This window comes from Kaistella montana (assembly GCF_024436175.1).
Taxonomy (GTDB): Bacteria; Bacteroidota; Bacteroidia; order Flavobacteriales; family Weeksellaceae; genus Kaistella; species Kaistella montana.
Window position 1 is genome coordinate 438,859 of sequence record NZ_JANFQP010000002.1, and the last position, 15,892, is coordinate 454,750.

General features: G+C 36.5%; 19 protein-coding genes. 6 read left to right on the forward strand and 13 right to left on the reverse strand.

The window, feature by feature from the left end; translation table 11 throughout:
* Nucleotides 1-3 precede the first annotated feature (3 nt).
* Nucleotides 4-1,113, reverse strand: a complete 1,110-nt coding sequence (locus tag NOV28_RS08255) for a DUF3078 domain-containing protein (protein WP_255929602.1) — start codon at nt 1,111-1,113, stop codon at nt 4-6.
* Between the two features lie 150 nt (nt 1,114-1,263).
* Between NOV28_RS08255 and NOV28_RS08260 the strand changes: the two genes are divergently transcribed.
* From NOV28_RS08260 to gdhA, 3 genes are all read left to right on the forward strand, one after another.
* Complete coding sequence (locus NOV28_RS08260) at nt 1,264-2,034, forward strand: rhomboid family intramembrane serine protease (protein ID WP_255929604.1); 771 nt, start codon at nt 1,264-1,266, stop codon at nt 2,032-2,034.
* A 27-nt stretch (nt 2,035-2,061) separates the two neighbouring features.
* Nucleotides 2,062-3,171 carry a DNA-processing protein DprA gene (dprA, locus tag NOV28_RS08265; protein ID WP_255929614.1) on the forward strand — a complete coding sequence of 370 codons (1,110 nt, stop codon included), beginning with the start codon at nt 2,062-2,064 and terminating at the stop codon, nt 3,169-3,171.
* Nucleotides 3,172-3,356: 185 nt separating this feature from the next.
* The gene (gene gdhA / locus NOV28_RS08270) at nt 3,357-4,715 is read left to right on the forward strand and encodes an NADP-specific glutamate dehydrogenase (protein WP_255929616.1); all 1,359 of its coding nucleotides are present in this window, start codon (nt 3,357-3,359) and stop codon (nt 4,713-4,715) included.
* Nucleotides 4,716-4,904: 189 nt separating this feature from the next.
* Here gdhA and NOV28_RS08275 read toward each other — a convergent pair whose 3' ends face one another.
* Complete coding sequence (locus NOV28_RS08275) at nt 4,905-5,180, reverse strand: hypothetical protein (protein ID WP_255929618.1); 276 nt, start codon at nt 5,178-5,180, stop codon at nt 4,905-4,907.
* A 111-nt stretch (nt 5,181-5,291) separates the two neighbouring features.
* Complete coding sequence (locus NOV28_RS08280; RefSeq protein ID WP_255929620.1) at nt 5,292-5,783, reverse strand: YkgJ family cysteine cluster protein; 492 nt, start codon at nt 5,781-5,783, stop codon at nt 5,292-5,294.
* A gap of 207 nt (nt 5,784-5,990) precedes the next feature.
* On the opposite strand from NOV28_RS08280, the gene NOV28_RS08285 reads away from it, so the two are divergent.
* Nucleotides 5,991-6,368 carry a group III truncated hemoglobin gene (locus NOV28_RS08285; protein WP_255929622.1) on the forward strand — a complete coding sequence of 126 codons (378 nt, stop codon included), beginning with the start codon at nt 5,991-5,993 and terminating at the stop codon, nt 6,366-6,368.
* Nucleotides 6,369-6,410: 42 nt separating this feature from the next.
* On the opposite strand, the gene NOV28_RS08290 is transcribed toward NOV28_RS08285, so the two are convergent.
* The 6 genes from NOV28_RS08290 to NOV28_RS08315 form a co-directional block, all read right to left on the reverse strand.
* Nucleotides 6,411-7,487 carry a calcium:cation antiporter gene (locus NOV28_RS08290; protein ID WP_255929624.1) on the reverse strand — a complete coding sequence of 359 codons (1,077 nt, stop codon included), beginning with the start codon at nt 7,485-7,487 and terminating at the stop codon, nt 6,411-6,413.
* Between the two features lie 63 nt (nt 7,488-7,550).
* Nucleotides 7,551-7,895, reverse strand: a complete 345-nt coding sequence (locus NOV28_RS08295; protein ID WP_255929626.1) for a DUF6122 family protein — start codon at nt 7,893-7,895, stop codon at nt 7,551-7,553.
* Nucleotides 7,895-8,617 (reverse strand): DNA alkylation repair protein, encoded by a 723-nt coding sequence (locus NOV28_RS08300; RefSeq protein ID WP_255929628.1) that lies wholly within the window; start codon nt 8,615-8,617, stop codon nt 7,895-7,897. The genes NOV28_RS08295 and NOV28_RS08300 overlap by 1 nt, the downstream gene beginning before the upstream one ends.
* 2 nt (nt 8,618-8,619) lie before the next feature.
* Nucleotides 8,620-9,837, reverse strand: coding sequence for a GTPase HflX (hflX, locus tag NOV28_RS08305; RefSeq protein WP_255929630.1), 1,218 nt, complete (start codon nt 9,835-9,837; stop codon nt 8,620-8,622).
* 32 nt (nt 9,838-9,869) lie between these two features.
* Entirely contained in the window at nt 9,870-10,142 is a 273-nt protein-coding gene (locus tag NOV28_RS08310; RefSeq protein ID WP_255929641.1) for a SemiSWEET family sugar transporter, read from the reverse strand.
* A 15-nt stretch (nt 10,143-10,157) separates the two neighbouring features.
* Nucleotides 10,158-10,532, reverse strand: a complete 375-nt coding sequence (locus NOV28_RS08315) for an META domain-containing protein (RefSeq protein WP_255929643.1) — start codon at nt 10,530-10,532, stop codon at nt 10,158-10,160.
* A 120-nt stretch (nt 10,533-10,652) separates the two neighbouring features.
* Between NOV28_RS08315 and NOV28_RS08320 the strand changes: the two genes are divergently transcribed.
* Both NOV28_RS08320 and NOV28_RS08325 read left to right on the forward strand, forming a co-directional pair.
* On the forward strand, nt 10,653-11,129 hold the full coding sequence (locus tag NOV28_RS08320; RefSeq protein ID WP_255929645.1) for a YdeI/OmpD-associated family protein: 477 nt from the start codon (nt 10,653-10,655) through the stop codon (nt 11,127-11,129).
* The gene (locus NOV28_RS08325) at nt 11,129-11,656 is read left to right on the forward strand and encodes a GNAT family N-acetyltransferase (RefSeq protein WP_255929646.1); all 528 of its coding nucleotides are present in this window, start codon (nt 11,129-11,131) and stop codon (nt 11,654-11,656) included. Before NOV28_RS08320 ends, NOV28_RS08325 begins: the two co-directional genes overlap by 1 nt.
* 78 nt (nt 11,657-11,734) lie before the next feature.
* On the opposite strand, the gene hemE is transcribed toward NOV28_RS08325, so the two are convergent.
* Genes hemE through hemA form a run of 4 tightly spaced genes read right to left on the reverse strand, consistent with a single transcriptional unit; the run spans nt 11,735 to nt 15,688 of the window.
* Complete coding sequence (gene hemE / locus NOV28_RS08330; RefSeq protein WP_255929648.1) at nt 11,735-12,766, reverse strand: uroporphyrinogen decarboxylase; 1,032 nt, start codon at nt 12,764-12,766, stop codon at nt 11,735-11,737.
* Nucleotides 12,763-13,470 carry a uroporphyrinogen-III synthase gene (locus NOV28_RS08335; protein ID WP_255929649.1) on the reverse strand — a complete coding sequence of 236 codons (708 nt, stop codon included), beginning with the start codon at nt 13,468-13,470 and terminating at the stop codon, nt 12,763-12,765. The genes hemE and NOV28_RS08335 overlap by 4 nt, the downstream gene beginning before the upstream one ends.
* 42 nt (nt 13,471-13,512) lie before the next feature.
* Nucleotides 13,513-14,427: a hydroxymethylbilane synthase gene (gene hemC, locus NOV28_RS08340; RefSeq protein WP_255929658.1), complete on the reverse strand. Its 915-nt coding sequence runs from the start codon at nt 14,425-14,427 to the stop codon at nt 13,513-13,515.
* Nucleotides 14,414-15,688: a glutamyl-tRNA reductase gene (gene hemA, locus NOV28_RS08345; protein WP_255929660.1), complete on the reverse strand. Its 1,275-nt coding sequence runs from the start codon at nt 15,686-15,688 to the stop codon at nt 14,414-14,416. The genes hemC and hemA overlap by 14 nt, the downstream gene beginning before the upstream one ends.
* Nucleotides 15,689-15,892 lie beyond the last annotated feature (204 nt).

Genomic DNA, 15,892 nt, shown 5'->3' on the forward strand with positions numbered 1-15,892 from the left:
TTATCAATCAGCCACAAAAGGCTTAATCAATTTTTTATTTTTCTCTTTGTTTTCAAACCCTAAATTATAGGAAAAACCTACTCCCAAAGTCTGTTTCATCTGTAATTTTTGCAATTGATCATGGTCATACAGCAAATCTAAACTCACCACCGTAGAAATAAATTTATTAAATCTAATATTTAGCGTTCCGTTATAAGCAATATCAACTCTTTCCGGATGAAAAATATAGTTGCTGAAGAAATTGATCTGATTCACCAAATTGATGTCTTTATAAATTTTTAGTCGATACAATACATTCACCAAGGCTCCAAGCTCCGATCTCACGCTTTGCCCGTCTTTTTCCAAACCATATTTCCCTGCTTTTTGCAACAGCGGATCGGTAATGAAAGTAAATTTCCCATTGACCGGACGAAAAATTACCTGAAAATCTTCATTAGGATTGTAGGAAATACCCAAACCGGCATTCAAATATCCAGGTGACATGAAGCGGGAAACACGATCTTTAAATTCAGGATCTGGGGTATCTGTATAATTAAATCCTGGTGAAAATTGCGAAAGGAACTGAAAACCTGTAGAAAGATAAAAATCTTTACCAATATCGTAGCCGTAATTGGTCATGAGGTTCATATAATCTTCTGTCTTCCGAGACGATTCTCCTTGTGAAGCAACAAAACCATAGCCCATCTGCAAAGTATTATCTAGGAAATGTTTGTTGTTTTTATAACTTAAATTATAATTAATTTTTCCAATAATGCCGATATTATTATTTCCTCCGGAATTCCAATTTGAAAATGAAGATTGGTTGAAAACCAGATTATTACTGCCATAATAAAACCATTTGATCGGATCTTTCAACTTGAGCATATTATAAGGAGTAATCGGCAATTCTTGAGTAAGATTCGACATCACCACTTTATCGCGAATCACGATGGTATCTTTGAAATGTCGGTCGAAATTGATGAGTTTCGGGTTCGACAAACTATCCAAATCCAGCGAAACAGAATCCCATCTTCTCTGCGAAATTGAATCGATTTCTTTAAGAATTTCTCGGTCTCGCTGCGCGAAAACAAAAACTGCAAAAAACAATAGAATAATGGCAATAAACTTTCTCATATGATGCAAATTTAAGCCAAACTAATAATTCTATAAAATTCATTACGAATGTTTTATTACTTTTTGTCTGATTTTTATTTATTTTAATGAAAACTTTAGCCATATTTACTTAATTATTATATTGGCTACAATTTTGACAAAAAGAGATTGATGTTAAAAGAAACTCTCAATTACAAAGCGGTAATATATGCCACCATCATGGTTTCAGCGATGTGGTTGGGTTTTTTGCTGCAATATCTCGGCTTATTTGAAGGATGCAGCGGAGCCATTATTCCACTCAATCCTTCGGGTTTGAAGGGAATTTTCTTCTCTCCTTTTCTTCATGGTAATATCGATCATCTTTTCGGAAATTCGGTACCGATATTTGTACTCATTTTTTTATTATTCCAATTTTATCGTCCTATTGCTACCAAGATTTTCTTTCTCGGATGGCTCGTTTCTGCATTTTTAGTATGGCTTTTACCCCCGATAGATATCTTCACTGGGGCTTACAACCACGTCTGCATCATCGGAGCCAGCGGAATTGTTTATGTTTTAGCGTTTTTCCTATTTTTTAGTGGCGTTTTCCGTTGGAATATGAAACTTTTGACCGTCTCTTTGGTAGTTGCATTATATTATGGAAGTTTAATTTGGGGCGTAATGCCCGAGGAACTTTTCTCAAACCTTCCAGAACCGAGCAGAATTTCTTGGCAATCTCATCTTTCCGGTGCTGTTGTAGGAATTATCCTTGCCTTTGTTTTTAGGAAAACTGGTGAGAAAACCAAAAAATTCATTTGGCAATTCCCCAATTATTATAGCGAAAAAGATGATAAGCTTTGGCAAGAATACAAAGAAAACCATCCGGAAGATTTTATGGAACTTCCTTACCGCAAAAAAGAAGATTTATGGGATCATTTAGATGAGATCAGAAAAAATGGATAATTTTCATAAATTTGAAAAAAATATGAAATGTTTTCCGAAGAAACACTCTATTCTATTGCACTTCGGCACTGCCCTCTTATCGGAGATTCGATCTTCCGAAAGCTTGTAAATGAGGCTGGTTCCGCAAAAGAAGTATGGGAACTGACCAAAACCGGGTTGAACAACATCTACGGAATTGGACAAAAAATTTCCCGAGAAATTGGCAATCCCGAACATTTAAAATTCGCAGAAAATGAACTGAAATTCTGTGAAAATAATCAGATCAAAATCAACTTACGCCACCTCGGAGATTTGCCGCAATTGCTGAACGAATGCGATGATGCACCCGCAATTCTGTACCAAAAAGGGAACTTTAATTCTTCACTGAAACCCATTAGTTTGGTCGGAACCAGAAATATTACCTCTTACGGAAAACATTTCGTTCACGATTTTTTGGAACACAATAAAACCAAAAATATCGTGACGATAAGTGGGTTGGCTTTAGGAGTTGATACCGAAGTCCACGAATCTTCTTTGAAAAATAATATCCCAACGATTGCGATATTAGCTCATGGTTTCCACACGCTTTATCCTTCCAAAAACAAAAAACTTTCGGAAAAAATACTGGAAGAAAACGGCGTTCTTTTCACCGAATTCAACAGTTCACAAAAACCCGACCGCGAGAATTTCATCCAAAGAAATCGGATTATCGCAGGATTATCGCCCGCGACAATCGTTGTGGAAACTGCATTTGGAGGCGGCTCAATCAGCACCGCTACATTTGCCAACAATTACAATCGGGAAGTTTATGCATTGCCTGGAAAAATATCCGATAAATTCAGCCAAGGCTGTAATCAATTGATTTTCCAGAACAAAGCAGCTGCAATTTCTACCATTCAATCCTTATCCGAACAACTTGGTTTTCAAAATGATAACTCAAAAATAGGTGAACTATTTCCAACTTCAGAAATCAAAATTCATCTTCCAGAAAACCAGTTGGCTATTTGGGAAATTTTGGATAAAAATACGCCCTCTTCGCTTGATGAAATTTCGGAAAAACTCGACATTCCAAGCTATAAAATTTTGCCCGATTTGCTTCAAATGGAAATTTCCGGATTCATCAAAGCACTTTCGGGAAGACAATATCTTGCACTTTAAAAATAGGCGATTTTTAAAAATTTATTAATATTTGCATAACATTCAATTATCTATATTATTAATGTAAATATTATCAATTTAACAAAAATAAAGCGTTAAATTATTAATATTTTAGTAATTATTAAAATTTATCTTGCAAGTTTTGAAAAAAAAATTAAATTTGTTGACAATAATATTCAACCTTTATGGAACACTATAATGTAGAGCAAAAAATTCAGGAGTTTATCGCCAAAATAGAGGCAAAAAACCCTAATGAGCCAGAATTCCTTCAGGCAGTAAAAGAAGTTGCGGTAACGGTAATTCCTTTTATCGCTACCAGAAAAGAATATACAGGAATGAAGCTTTTGGAAAGAATGGCAGAGCCCGAAAGAACCATCATCTTCCGAGTTCCTTGGGTTGATGACAAAGGAGAAATCCAAGTGAACAGAGGATTCAGAATCCAAATGAACTCTGCAATTGGACCTTACAAAGGCGGAATCCGTTTCCATCCTACTGTAAATTTATCCGTTCTTAAATTTTTAGCATTCGAACAAACTTTCAAAAACTCTCTTACTACTTTGCCAATGGGCGGTGGAAAAGGAGGTTCAGATTTCGATCCACAAGGAAAATCGGATATGGAAGTGATGCGTTTTTGCCAAGCTTTCATGACGGAAATGTGCAAACATATTGGCCCAGAAACGGATGTTCCTGCAGGAGATATCGGAGTTGGAGCGAGAGAAATCGGATATTTATTCGGTCAATATAAAAAAATCAGAAACGAATTTACCGGAGTTCTTACCGGAAAAGGTCTTGCTTACGGTGGTTCATTGATTCGTCCGGAAGCAACTGGCTACGGCGTTGTTTATTTCGCTGAGCAAATGCTGAAAACTATTGGACAAGATTTCAAAGGGAAAACAGTTACGGTTTCCGGTTTTGGAAATGTTGCGTGGGGTGTAATTAAAAAGGTAGAAGAATTAGGCGGAAAAGCGGTTACCATCTCTGGTCCTGATGGCTATATTTATGATAAAGACGGTATCACCGGTGAAAAAATCGATTATCTATTAGAATTAAGAGCTTCCGGAAACAACCGTGCTGAAGATTATGCGAAGAAATTCCCTTCTGCCGAATTCCACGCTGGAAAACGTCCTTGGGAAGTGAAATGTGATGTCGCAATTCCTGCCGCAACACAAAACGAACTTCACTTAGAAGATGCTAAAAACCTCGTTTCAAACGGCGTAATCTGCGTTACAGAAGCAGCGAACATGCCTTCAACTTTGGATGCCATCAATTATTTCTTGGATAATAAAGTACTTTTCTCTCCCGGAAAAGCGTCCAATGCAGGTGGTGTAGCTACTTCAGGTTTGGAAATGACACAAAACTCCATCCGTTTGAACTGGTCTTCCGAAGAAGTGGATGCAAGATTAAAAGAAATTATGATCGGAATCCACAAAGCTTGTAGAGATTACGGTAAAGAAGAAAACGGCTACGTAAACTATGTGAAAGGTGCAAACATCGCTGGTTTCGTGAAAGTTGCTGAAGCAATGCTGGCTCAAGGAGTGGTATAAAACAAAAAGGTCTGAGGAAATTTCCCCAGACTTTTTTCATTGATATTCCTGTCCCGGGAAAATGGGTAAAAAGTAAAATGAAAGGATAAAAAGCATTGATTTTCAATGCTTTTTATTTTTGCTTATCATCCACAAAAAATCCTGCGTTACTGCAGGATTTTCTTTCATTTTTACTTTTGGGAAATATTCTTACTTTTTCTCCTCGGTTTTTGTTGCAGAAACTTCTTGTTTGAGTTCCGCAGAAGTTTCTGTTTTTAGAGCTGCGGTTTCTTCTTCTTTTTTCACTGCTACACTTTCTTTTTTAAAAGTTGGCGCTTGTGCAGTTGCTTCTGCGTTTTCTTCAACTTTTACTTCTGTTTTTACCGCTTTGTCTGTTTTTGCTTCTTTAGCTACTTCGGTACTTTGTGCATTTGCTAAACTTACTCCTGCAGCTAAAAAAACGACTGCTAACAACGACTTTTTCATAATACTTTTTATTTTTGGTTAGTAATGATTTTAAAACGTCGTTTTTGGAGCAGAATTATATCAAGAGCTCAACTTTAACTGAATTTAAAAGAGTTTATGATTTATTTAGATTCATTTCTTCTCCAGATTCCTCTGGATTTTTTCTACAAATTCGAAGGCTGCAGGACAAATTACCGTGTTTTTGATGGTGAGATGATTGATCTGGTAAATCTTCTTCCGATCGGTATGTGGAAATTCACGGCAAGCTTTCGGACGGACTTCGTAAATGGAACAAGTATTATCTGTATTCAGAAACCAGCAAGGTAAATCTTGCAAAACTTTGTCGTTTTCTTCGTCTGTTCTTAAATATTTCTGTTCAAAATCTGCCGATTTCATGCGAAGATGTTTGGCGATTCTCTCGATATCTTTTTCGGTAAAAAGCGGACCCGTCGTTTTGCAACAATTGGCGCATTGCAAACAATCAATTTTACTGAAAACCTCATCGTGAGTATCCTGAACGATATAATCGAGATTTTTCGGGGGGCGTTTTTTCAGGTTATCGAGAAACTTTTTATGTTCTTTCTGTTTGAGAAGCGCCTGATTTTTATAGAATTCTAAATTCATGATGCAAAAGTAAGTTTATTTTGGAAAATAAATGGTCGATAAATTCCGAACCGCGGCCGCGATAGTAGCGGTTACCCCGCAAGGAGGCGGCGGAACGAAGTGGAGCCGCCGACTGAGGAGTAGTAGCGGATAGCGCGAATTGTCCGCCCAAAATATTTAATAAAGAAATCATGCGAATCTCTTCGTGAAAAATCTTAAATTTGATGTATGAAAAAGCTGGAAACAAGAGAAGATATTGAGTTGCTCGTCAATCGGTTTTATGATAAAGTTGCTGATGATGAAACGATTGGCTTTTTTTTCAATGACGTAGCAAAAGTGAATTGGGAAAAGCATTTGCCGAAGATGTATTCATTTTGGGAAACACTGCTTTTCGGACAAATTTCTTATAAAGGTAATCCTATGGCGATGCATTTTCCGATTAATGAAAAAGTAGCGATGGAGAAAGAACATTTTGCCCATTGGGTAAAACTGTGGACGGAAACTGTGGAAGAAAATTTTGTAGGTGAAATGGCAGAAACCGCGATTTACAAAGCCACCAATATCGCCAATTTGATGGCACATAAGATGCAAATGGCAAGAAGATAAACGGGCGATTCCCTTTTCATTGAGAAAACCGCCCATTTTATTTTAAGGAACGATTACCGTAAAAATATACGCCGCTAAATTGACGAGAAGCACCGTCCCGTAAAGGTGATTGGTTTTTCCTCTACTGAGCGAAAGCATGACTGTAAATACGGATAATGCAAGCAAAATAATCGATTTCATATCCAATCCCAGAACAAAAGGGATATCGAAAACCACGCAAACTACCGAAACTGCAGGAATTGTTAAACCAACACTTGCCAACGCAGAACCTAATCCCAAATTAATAGAAGACTGAATTTGATTATTTCGCGCTGCTCGAATCGCAGCTAAACCTTCGGGTAATAATACAACGGAAGCAATAATTACACCCACCAAAGCTCTCGGAGCACCAATATTTTCTACGAAATCTTCAATCACTGGTGAAAGTCCTTTTGCCATAAAAATTACCACGGCAAGGCAAACGATTAGCAAAAATAAACTGATAATAGTTTTCGCATTGCTTGGCGGATCGGCTTCATGAGTCGTATGATCAGGTTCTTCAACGATAAAGTAATTTCTGTGACGTACGGTTTGCAGCATTAGAAAAGATCCATACACTACCAAACAAGCCAGCGAAACAAAAATAAGTTGAGAATTGGTATAGAAAGGTCCGCGCGCACTGGAGGTAAAATTGGGTAAAATCAATGTAAGAACGAGAATGGCTACCAAACTCACCAAATAAGTAGTCGCAGAACTGCGCATGAAAAGTTGTTCCTTATATTTCCAACTTCCAATCCAGATACAAATTCCCAAAATTCCATTGAGAATAAGCATTACAGCAGCAAAAACGGTATCGCGAGCGTAGGTCATGGCGCCTTCTCCACCGGAAAGCATAAAAGAAATAATCAAACCTACCTCCAATATCGTGATACAAATTGCGAGAATAATTGTTCCGTAAGGTTCACCCACTTTATGAGCGACCACCTCGGCGTGGTGTACCGCTGCTAAAACGGTTGCAAATAACAAGAGAGCGCCAGTGATATTAGCGAAAATAGTGTCAGTAAGAAATCCTCCAAGATAAAATACCGACGCTAAAACCGGGAAAACGACCGTCCAGCTTAACATATTTTTTATTTTCATAAATTTTCGATTTTTACAATTATACAAAAAATCTATTGAAAATCAAAACGTTTTAGATAAAACTTATCGATAAATTAATTTCCAAAGGTAGAAATCCTGAAAATCGGTAATCATATGAATAACCAATCCTAAGGCAATAATTCTATAATTTCCTTTCAGAAAAATAAACCCTAAGAAATAAAGCGCAACTATTGGATAGGAATGCAAAGGATGAAAACCAACGCTACTTCTATCAGGATCGAAAATCGGGTGAGCAAAAAGATGATCCAAATCGACCAGCATTGTTGCAAGCATCAGTAAATAAGCTTTTTGCCAATTATTTTGGAAGAAAACTTTAGCCACCAACAAAGGAAATACAAAATGAAAAAAGTAATGAACAAACTCGCGGATGTAGAAGAGGTTTTCCATTAAATTCTACCTTTTAAATAATCTTGTCTAAGACCTTCATCTAACTTCTCAATCGCATAACGAAGGGAAGTTCGAGGCATTTTCTGGTAATGTTCATTAAGAAAACTGAGCAATTCTTCTTCATTTTTTCCACCCATTTCTCGAAGCAGCCAACCATTCGCTTTTTGCATCAAATCGTGGGGATGTTGTAGATTTTTTAGAACCAATTCTTTCATCAAATCAAATTCTCCTTTCTTCACATGATGCATCGTTGCAACCACCGCCATTCTTTTGCTCCATAAACTTTCTTCTTCCGAAAGTGCTTTCAACACACGATTATCATTGTTTTCAAAACAAAATCTTCCTAAAATTTTATAGCAAGAATTATCTACCAAATCCCAATTGTTGACGTATTTTTTTTGTCTTAAATAAAACTCAACAAATTCCGATTTTTCTTCCGCAGATTTCGATTTTTCGAATTTGGAAACCAACATCAACAGCGCACAATGGCGATGTTCATGGATTTTTGAAGTTAGAAGTTCACTTAACTCTTCCAACGAAATGCTCGCAAAATATTCCTTTGCAATTTTCCTTTGATCCGGTACAGTAACCCCGATGAATTGGTCGCCTTCTGCATATTCGCCCTTTCCTGTTTTAAAAAAACGTGGAAAAAATTCAGCTTTTTCGGGAAGTGCCAACACTTTTAAAGCTTCTTTGATCTCAAAAGATATTTTGCTTTTCATTTTTATTCTCCAGCTTCTTCGTCGTCGTAATATTCAAACAAGAAATCGTTGTAAGGAAATCGTGAAATGTGAATTTTCAAAACCTCATCGTAAATAATTTTTTTCATCTCCGAGAAATTTTCTTTGGTCAAAGCCGAAATGAAAACCGTCGGATACTTCGATTTCGACATCCAGGTTTTCTTCCATTCTTCGAGCGAAATATTTTTGCGAGTTTCTGGTGTTAAATCATCTTCATCCTTTTTTTCGTAAGTGAAATCGTCTATCTTATTGAAAACCATAATCATCGGTTTCTGATGCGCATTGATTTCCATTAAAATCTGGTTGACAGAATTGATGTGATCTTCGAAACTTTCATGCGAAATATCCACTACATGAATCAGCAAATCTGCTTCACGAACTTCATCCAAAGTCGATTTGAAACTTTCAACAAGCTGAGTGGGAAGCTTTCGGATGAAACCAACCGTATCGGTTAGCAAAAACGGCAAATTCCCGATCACTACCTTTCTTACCGTAGTGTCAAGTGTTGCAAAAAGTTTGTTTTCCGCAAAAACTTCCGATTTGGAAATGGCATTCATCAAAGTTGATTTTCCAACGTTGGTGTAGCCTACAAGCGCTGCACGCACCACTTTTCCACGGTTTTGGCGCTGTGTTGACATTTGCTTGTCGATGGTTTTCAGTTTTTCTTTCAATAATGAAATTCTATCGCGGATAATTCGTCGGTCGGTTTCAATTTCGGTTTCACCCGGACCTCTCATCCCGATTCCCCCTTTTTGTCTTTCGAGGTGAGTCCACATTCTGGTCAACCTCGGCAAAAGATACTGATATTGAGCTAATTCCACCTGAGTTCTTGCGTAAGAAGTTTGCGCTCTTTGCGCGAAAATATCGAGAATCAAGTTGGTTCTATCGAGGATTTTTACTTCAATTTCTTTTTCAAGATTTTTAAGCTGTGAAGGCGAAAGTTCATCATCAAAAATGATGGTATTGATGTGATTTTCTTTCACATACTCTCTAATTTCTTGAGCTTTTCCACTTCCGATGAAGGTTTTAGAATCTGGCTGAGTAAGTTTTTGGGTAAATCTCTTCACCACGGTAGCTCCTGCAGTTAAAGCAAGAAACTCGAGTTCATCCATGTATTCTATGACCTTATCTTCGTCTTGGTTTTGGGTAATTACACCCACGAGTACGGCTTTTTCGTACAAATGTTCTTTATTATCTAACATATATTTTTCTCTCTAATCTGTATTTCACAAAATTAGTTTTTTTCTTTGTTATAAATGAGCTTTAGCACGATCAAAATCATCGTAGCAACCACCGAAATACTGTTGGTGACAATCATTGAAATATGATTTTTCCCTATTCCAAACCACAACCATAAACCGCTACTCAAAACTCCTATAATACAAGTAATTATAGAAATTTCTTCGGCCGATTTTTCTTTTAGAATTTTAATAATTTGAGGAACAAAAAGCGCTGAAGACAACCCTCCTGCCACAAATCCTATAATTTCAGAGTTGATATTCATCATTCACCTGTTAAAAGATTAATCCCAGTCGGCAGCTACAAATTTCATTGAACTTCCGTCTTTCGATTTGAGGGTTAAAAAATGTCCTTCGATTTTATAATGAACCATTGTAGGGAAAGCTTTTCCAAAAGCCTCTTCTAGTTTCATGGCATCTTGACAATACATCATTGTGCTTCCTATTCCCGAGAAAGCAACTGTTCCATCTCCCTTAAAATCTGCTTTCATAAATATTCTGTTGCAACCCATGTTGGCACCGTACTGATCTCTAGTACTTAAATCCAAATTCGCACCTTTTTTCATCAAAAAATCTTTCGTGTAATCCTGAAATTCAATCAGCATCCATTTTCTGTTGATTTGCTCTGAAACTTGATTTCTCGAGGAGCAGTTTAACATTATTAATAATCCAAAAACAAAAGCCAGACTCTTTAAAATATTTTTCATTATAATTTTTTTGAACAGCATTCCATTTTTATGCCGTGATTTTAATTAAATTTGAATTCAGTTTAGATTAAAATGACACAAGATCACATTTCATTTAAAGGAAAAATCACTCAACATGGCAAAATAAATGCAGCATATGTTGAATTTCCTTTTTCTACAGAAGAACTTTTCGGGAAAAAAGGACAAGTGAAAATCAAAGCAATTTTCGATGATCATGTAGAATATCGTGGAAGTTTAGCCAAAATGAAAAGCAATTTCCACATGCTCGGATTGACCCAAGAAATCAGAGAAAAATTGGATAAAACTTTTGGGGATGAAGTATCTGTAAAACTCTGGGAAGATAAAGAAGAACGCATTGTAGAAATTCCCGATGATGTAAAAATTGTCTTTAATGAAAATCTAAAAGCCAAGGAACTTTTCGACAAAATGAGCTATACTCACCGAAAAGAGTACATTCGATGGATTGTGGAAGCCAAAAAACCCGAAACCCGCGAAAACAGAAAAGTGAAAATGATCGAAATGATTCTCGCAGGAAAAAAAGGAATATAATGAAGAAACTTAGCCATTTAGAAACCGAAAGATTAACCATGTGTCCAATGTCTGTGGAAGACGCGGAATTTATTCTGGAACTTTATAATTCTCCAAAATTCATTGAGTTTATCGGAGATAGAAACATAAAAACCACTGAAGATGCGGCCAATTATATCACCCAAAAATTTCTTCCTCAGTATGAAAAACTAGGTTTTGGGAATTATTTGATCGTTCGAAAAACAGACAATAAAAAAATCGGTTCTGTGGGGATTTTTGAAAGAGAAGGATTGGATGTACACGATATCGGATTTTCATTTCTTCCTGAATTTGAAGGAAATGGATATGGTTTTGAATCTGCTTCAAAACTTTTATCAACGGCTGTTGAAGAATTTAGTTTAAAGAAAATTTCTGCAATTACGAGCAAAGAAAATATTTCATCCCAAAAACTGATTGAAAAATTAGGTTTGAAATTCCAAAAAATGGTAACACTTCCCGATGATGATGTGGAATTGCTATACTATGAAACTTCAACAGAAAATATTTAAGCATAAAAAAAACGTGCTTTGAAGCACGTTTTAATTTGTTTTAGATTCAACTTTTTGGCGCTCGCTTCGCTCGCGCTTCTAATAATTCGGTTTCCAATCGACCACTGCTTTAATAAAAGCTTCGGCGTTTTCCAAAGGAATATTCGGTAAAATTCCGTGTCCGAGATTTACGATATATCGATCTTTTCCGAATCGGTTGATCATTTCGTTCACCATTTTTTTGATGGTTTCTGGTGTAGAATGCAATCTTGCAGGATCAAAATTTCCTTGTAAAGTCATCGAATGATTTGTTAGAACTCTTGCAAACTCAGGTTTGATGGTCCAATCGACACCAAGTGCGGAAGCTTTAGACATCGTCATTTCTTCCAAAGCAAACCAGCAACCTTTCCCGAAAACTACTACGTGAGTAAGTGGACTCAATGCTTCAACAATTTGGTTGATGTATCTCCAAGAAAATTCCTCGTAATCGTCCGGAGAAAGCATTCCGCCCCAAGAATCGAAAATCTGAACGGCAGAAACGCCTTTTTCCACTTTTCTTTTCAAGTAAGCAATCGTAGTATCGGTAATTTTTTGAAGTAAAAGATGAGCCGCTTCCGAATTTTGAAAACAGAAAGTTTTGGCAATTTCAAACGCTTTAGAACCTTTTCCTTCCACACAGTAGCACAAAATCGTCCAAGGTGAACCGGCAAACCCGATTAACGGAATTTCATGATCCAATTTTTGAAGGGTAATTTCTATCGCATCAAATACATAGCCTAAAGTATCGTTTACATCAGGAACTTGGATATTTTGTACTTGTTCTAAAGTTCGGATCGGTTCGTCAAGCCATGGTCCTACATTTTCTTTCATCTTAAAATCTAATCCCATCGCTTGTGGAATTACCAAAATATCAGAGAAAAGAATGGCTGCATCTAAAGGATATCTTCGGATCGGCATCATGGTAATTTCCGCAGCGAGTTCCGGAGTTTGGCATCTTGTGAAAAAATCGTATTGATCACGAAGCGCACGGAATTCCGGCAAAAATCTTCCGGCCTGTCTCATCATCCAAACCGGTGGTCTTTCAACGGTTTCACCTCGTAATGCCTTTAAGTAAAGGTCGTTTTTAATCATAATTGTTTATTTTGTTCTGTCTCCACTTCTGGGCTGTAGTGGGAAGAAATTAAATTCAGCAAATCATCGATATTGCTTTCAGAGCTTGTTATTATGGGCTTTTGGGTCAGTTTTTCTAACTCTTTCGTGGTAGTTTGACCAATTGAAAACACCTGAATATCTTCTAAAGAATTAAACTTTGCAAAACTACGCACACCACTCGGACTAAAGAAACAAACCGCATCGTATTTCGTAGAAATTGTCGGAAAAAGCAACTCAGTTTCGTAAACAGGGATTTTTTTGTAGGAAATGTTTTGCAACGGCAAAGCTTTATTCAATACATTTAAGGCAAGATTTCCACAGAAATGCAGAAACTTTTCTTTCGGACTGTTTTCAATGATAAACTCTGCAAGTTCTTTAGCGTTTTTTGTCACTTTAAAGGTTCCGAAACCAAACTTACGAAGTTGTTTTTTAGTCATCGCACCTACTGCATAAATCTTATTGAAATTGCGGTCGACGAAATTTTCATTGGGTTGAAAATCATTATCAAAGAACGAATTCACCGCATTTACACTGGTGAAAATCAACGATTTATCTTTCAAATCAAAAGATTCAACTTCCAAAGGATTTATTTTAATCACTTCTACAAAATCATAAGAAAAATGACCTCCTAATTTCTTGGAAATCATTAATGGATTGATTTTTTTTGTAAAAAGAATTTTCATGAAACAAATTTTGAAAATAGAAGAAAACGAAGTGTTTTTCTGCTATTTTAATTGATTTTTAATCTCCATCATTAGTTCTCTACCTCCATTATTCAATACTTTTTCGGCCAAAATTTTCCCGAAGTTCTCCGTTTCGTTCCACTGGAAAATTTCGTCCGTTTCGATGCAGTTTTTTCCGTCCAAAGAACATAATCTTGCTTGAAAACGAATCTCATTTTGATCATTCATTTCAGCAAAAGCTCCGATTGGTGCGGTACATCCTCCTTCTAAAGTATTGAGGAAATTTCTTTCAATATCAATGCAAATTTGTGTTTTTCTATGGTTGATTTCTTTAAATATTTCTTTGATTTCAGCATCATCAGCTCGTCCACAAATTGCAACAACACCTTGTGCAGGAGCCGAAATCATCATCGGAAGTTGCTCATAATCAATGTTTAAATCCATCCTTTTGATCGCCGCAAGCGAAAAGAGCGTTGCGTCAAAATCATTTTCTTCGAGTTTTTTCAAACGTGTTTGCACGTTTCCTCGGATATCTGAAATTTCCGTTCCCGGAAATTCTTTTTGCCAAAAAGCACGTCTTCTCAAACTGCTGGTTGCGATTTTCAAGTCCTTCAAATCCAGAGAAATCGATTCTTTTTTTCTCACCAAAACATCTTGTGGATAATCTCTCTCTAAAACTGCAATAATCTCAATGTTTTCAGGCAATTCGGTAGGAATATCTTTCAGAGAATGTACCGCGATATCCACTTCTTTATTGAGCAAAGCAATATCGAGATCTTTCGTGAAAACGCCTGTAATCCCCAATGAATAAAGAGGTTGAGTGAGATTTTTGTCCCCTGTGGAAACAATCGGAGTAATGTCGGTAATGAAATTTCTGTTTTGCAGATTTCTTGCTACTTCCCGTGCTTGCCACAATGCGAGCGGCGAATTTCTGGTTCCAATTTTAATGCTTCTCATTGAATTCGTTATTAGGCTGTTCAACTAAAATTTCGTGCATCAATTTACTGATTTCTTCCGCTTTCAGAGGATTATCGATAATATATTTCGCAAATCTGTTGGTGATTTTCTGGATCAGTTTATCCGAAAGTTGCATGTCGTTCACATCAACATACTTATGTTTTTTGTGAATATTGTGCATTTCGTTGCGTTCCATATTTTTCAATACCGCTTTGAAATGATGAATATTGGGGGCCAGTTTTCTTTTCTTTTCCCATTCCACAAAATCCTTGGTCATTTCTTTGATAATGCCTTCTGCTTTGGGAATTTCTTTTTGTCTTTGCATCATCGTTTCGCTGATGTGAAGCGAAAGTTGATCGACATCTACCAAACTTACATTGCCGTTTTCAGTAACATTTTTCTCCACATTATTCGGGATCGAAAGATCGATAACCAATGTTTCTTTTCCGTTCGGAAAATGGGTTTTATTAATAATCGGATGTTGCGCTCCTGTTGCCACAATGAGAATATCGGTTTCAGCGAGTTCTTCGTGTAAATTATCGAAAGGAATTTGTGGAATATTATACTTTTCCGCAATTTTTTCGGCTTTCTCAGAAGTTCTGTTGGCTACTTTTACTTTCGGTTTATAAACGTGTTTTACCAAATTTTCTACCGTATTCTGGCCAATTTCCCCAACTCCTAAAAGCAAAATATTCTTGTCGGAAATCTGAGTTTGATTTTTTAAAATATAATGAACCGCTGCATAAGAAACCGAAGCTGCTCCATTGGAAATCCCGGTTTCATTCTTAATTCTTTTTGAAATTTGAATTGCGGAATTGATCGCTCTTTCCAAAAATGGATTGGAATTTTTCTTCTCTTTTTTGAAACGGTGGTAAGCATTTTTGATCTGCCCAATAATTTCAAAATCTCCAATGATCTGGCTTTCCAAACCTGCCGCCACTCTGAAAAGGTGATTCAATGCTTCTTCGTGTTTCAAGATATTCACGTACTGCATGAATTCCGTAAGACTCACCCCGATAGTTTTGCAATAAAGTTCGGCAATCAACAGATAATTCTGCGTAGTGGTATAAATTTCGGTGCGGTTGCAAGTAGAAACCACAAATGCATCACCCATATTTTGGTCATGTATTGCATTGACGAAATTTTTTACGTTCTCATCAAAAAAGGCGAATTTCCCTCTGGTTTCGGCATCAGCTTTCTCGAAACTGACGCTGAGAACAGCGAAATTGGCGGTTTTGTGAATGTTGGTATCCTGATTCATAAAGCAACGGCAAATTTAAGACTTTAAATTGAATTAGTGAAGATTACGCAAAATGAAAATTATCATTAAAATCTATAATAACCCGGTCGTTATTTCACCTTTTTTAATTAAAAATGAAATAATTGCTTCACAAAATTGTTATTAGGAAAGGGGTTCCAATTTTTAATAAAATTTTAACCAAATTTAGTAAGAATGTAATTTTTA

What these genes read in the sequence shown, in the direction of transcription:
- NOV28_RS08260 (WP_255929604.1), top strand. Translation starts at nt 1,264, where the DNA reads ATGTTAAAAGAAACTCTCAATTACAAAGCGGTAATATATGCCACCATC.
- NOV28_RS08295 (WP_255929626.1), bottom strand. Translation starts at nt 7,895, where the DNA reads ATGGAAAACCTCTTCTACATCCGCGAGTTTGTTCATTACTTTTTTCAT.
- hemA (WP_255929660.1), bottom strand. Translation starts at nt 15,688, where the DNA reads ATGAATCAGGATACCAACATTCACAAAACCGCCAATTTCGCTGTTCTC.
- NOV28_RS08300 (WP_255929628.1), bottom strand. Translation starts at nt 8,617, where the DNA reads ATGAAAAGCAAAATATCTTTTGAGATCAAAGAAGCTTTAAAAGTGTTG.
- NOV28_RS08315 (WP_255929643.1), bottom strand. Translation starts at nt 10,532, where the DNA reads ATGTTAAACTGCTCCTCGAGAAATCAAGTTTCAGAGCAAATCAACAGA.
- NOV28_RS08320 (WP_255929645.1), top strand. Translation starts at nt 10,653, where the DNA reads ATGACACAAGATCACATTTCATTTAAAGGAAAAATCACTCAACATGGC.
- NOV28_RS08255 (WP_255929602.1), bottom strand. Translation starts at nt 1,113, where the DNA reads ATGAGAAAGTTTATTGCCATTATTCTATTGTTTTTTGCAGTTTTTGTT.
- NOV28_RS08335 (WP_255929649.1), bottom strand. Translation starts at nt 13,470, where the DNA reads ATGAAAATTCTTTTTACAAAAAAAATCAATCCATTAATGATTTCCAAG.
- hemE (WP_255929648.1), bottom strand. Translation starts at nt 12,766, where the DNA reads ATGATTAAAAACGACCTTTACTTAAAGGCATTACGAGGTGAAACCGTT.
- NOV28_RS08325 (WP_255929646.1), top strand. Translation starts at nt 11,129, where the DNA reads ATGAAGAAACTTAGCCATTTAGAAACCGAAAGATTAACCATGTGTCCA.
- gdhA (WP_255929616.1), top strand. Translation starts at nt 3,357, where the DNA reads ATGGAACACTATAATGTAGAGCAAAAAATTCAGGAGTTTATCGCCAAA.
- NOV28_RS08310 (WP_255929641.1), bottom strand. Translation starts at nt 10,142, where the DNA reads ATGATGAATATCAACTCTGAAATTATAGGATTTGTGGCAGGAGGGTTG.
- hemC (WP_255929658.1), bottom strand. Translation starts at nt 14,427, where the DNA reads ATGAGAAGCATTAAAATTGGAACCAGAAATTCGCCGCTCGCATTGTGG.
- NOV28_RS08280 (WP_255929620.1), bottom strand. Translation starts at nt 5,783, where the DNA reads ATGAATTTAGAATTCTATAAAAATCAGGCGCTTCTCAAACAGAAAGAA.
- hflX (WP_255929630.1), bottom strand. Translation starts at nt 9,837, where the DNA reads ATGTTAGATAATAAAGAACATTTGTACGAAAAAGCCGTACTCGTGGGT.
- NOV28_RS08285 (WP_255929622.1), top strand. Translation starts at nt 5,991, where the DNA reads ATGAAAAAGCTGGAAACAAGAGAAGATATTGAGTTGCTCGTCAATCGG.
- NOV28_RS08290 (WP_255929624.1), bottom strand. Translation starts at nt 7,487, where the DNA reads ATGAAAATAAAAAATATGTTAAGCTGGACGGTCGTTTTCCCGGTTTTA.
- dprA (WP_255929614.1), top strand. Translation starts at nt 2,062, where the DNA reads ATGTTTTCCGAAGAAACACTCTATTCTATTGCACTTCGGCACTGCCCT.
- NOV28_RS08275 (WP_255929618.1), bottom strand. Translation starts at nt 5,180, where the DNA reads ATGAAAAAGTCGTTGTTAGCAGTCGTTTTTTTAGCTGCAGGAGTAAGT.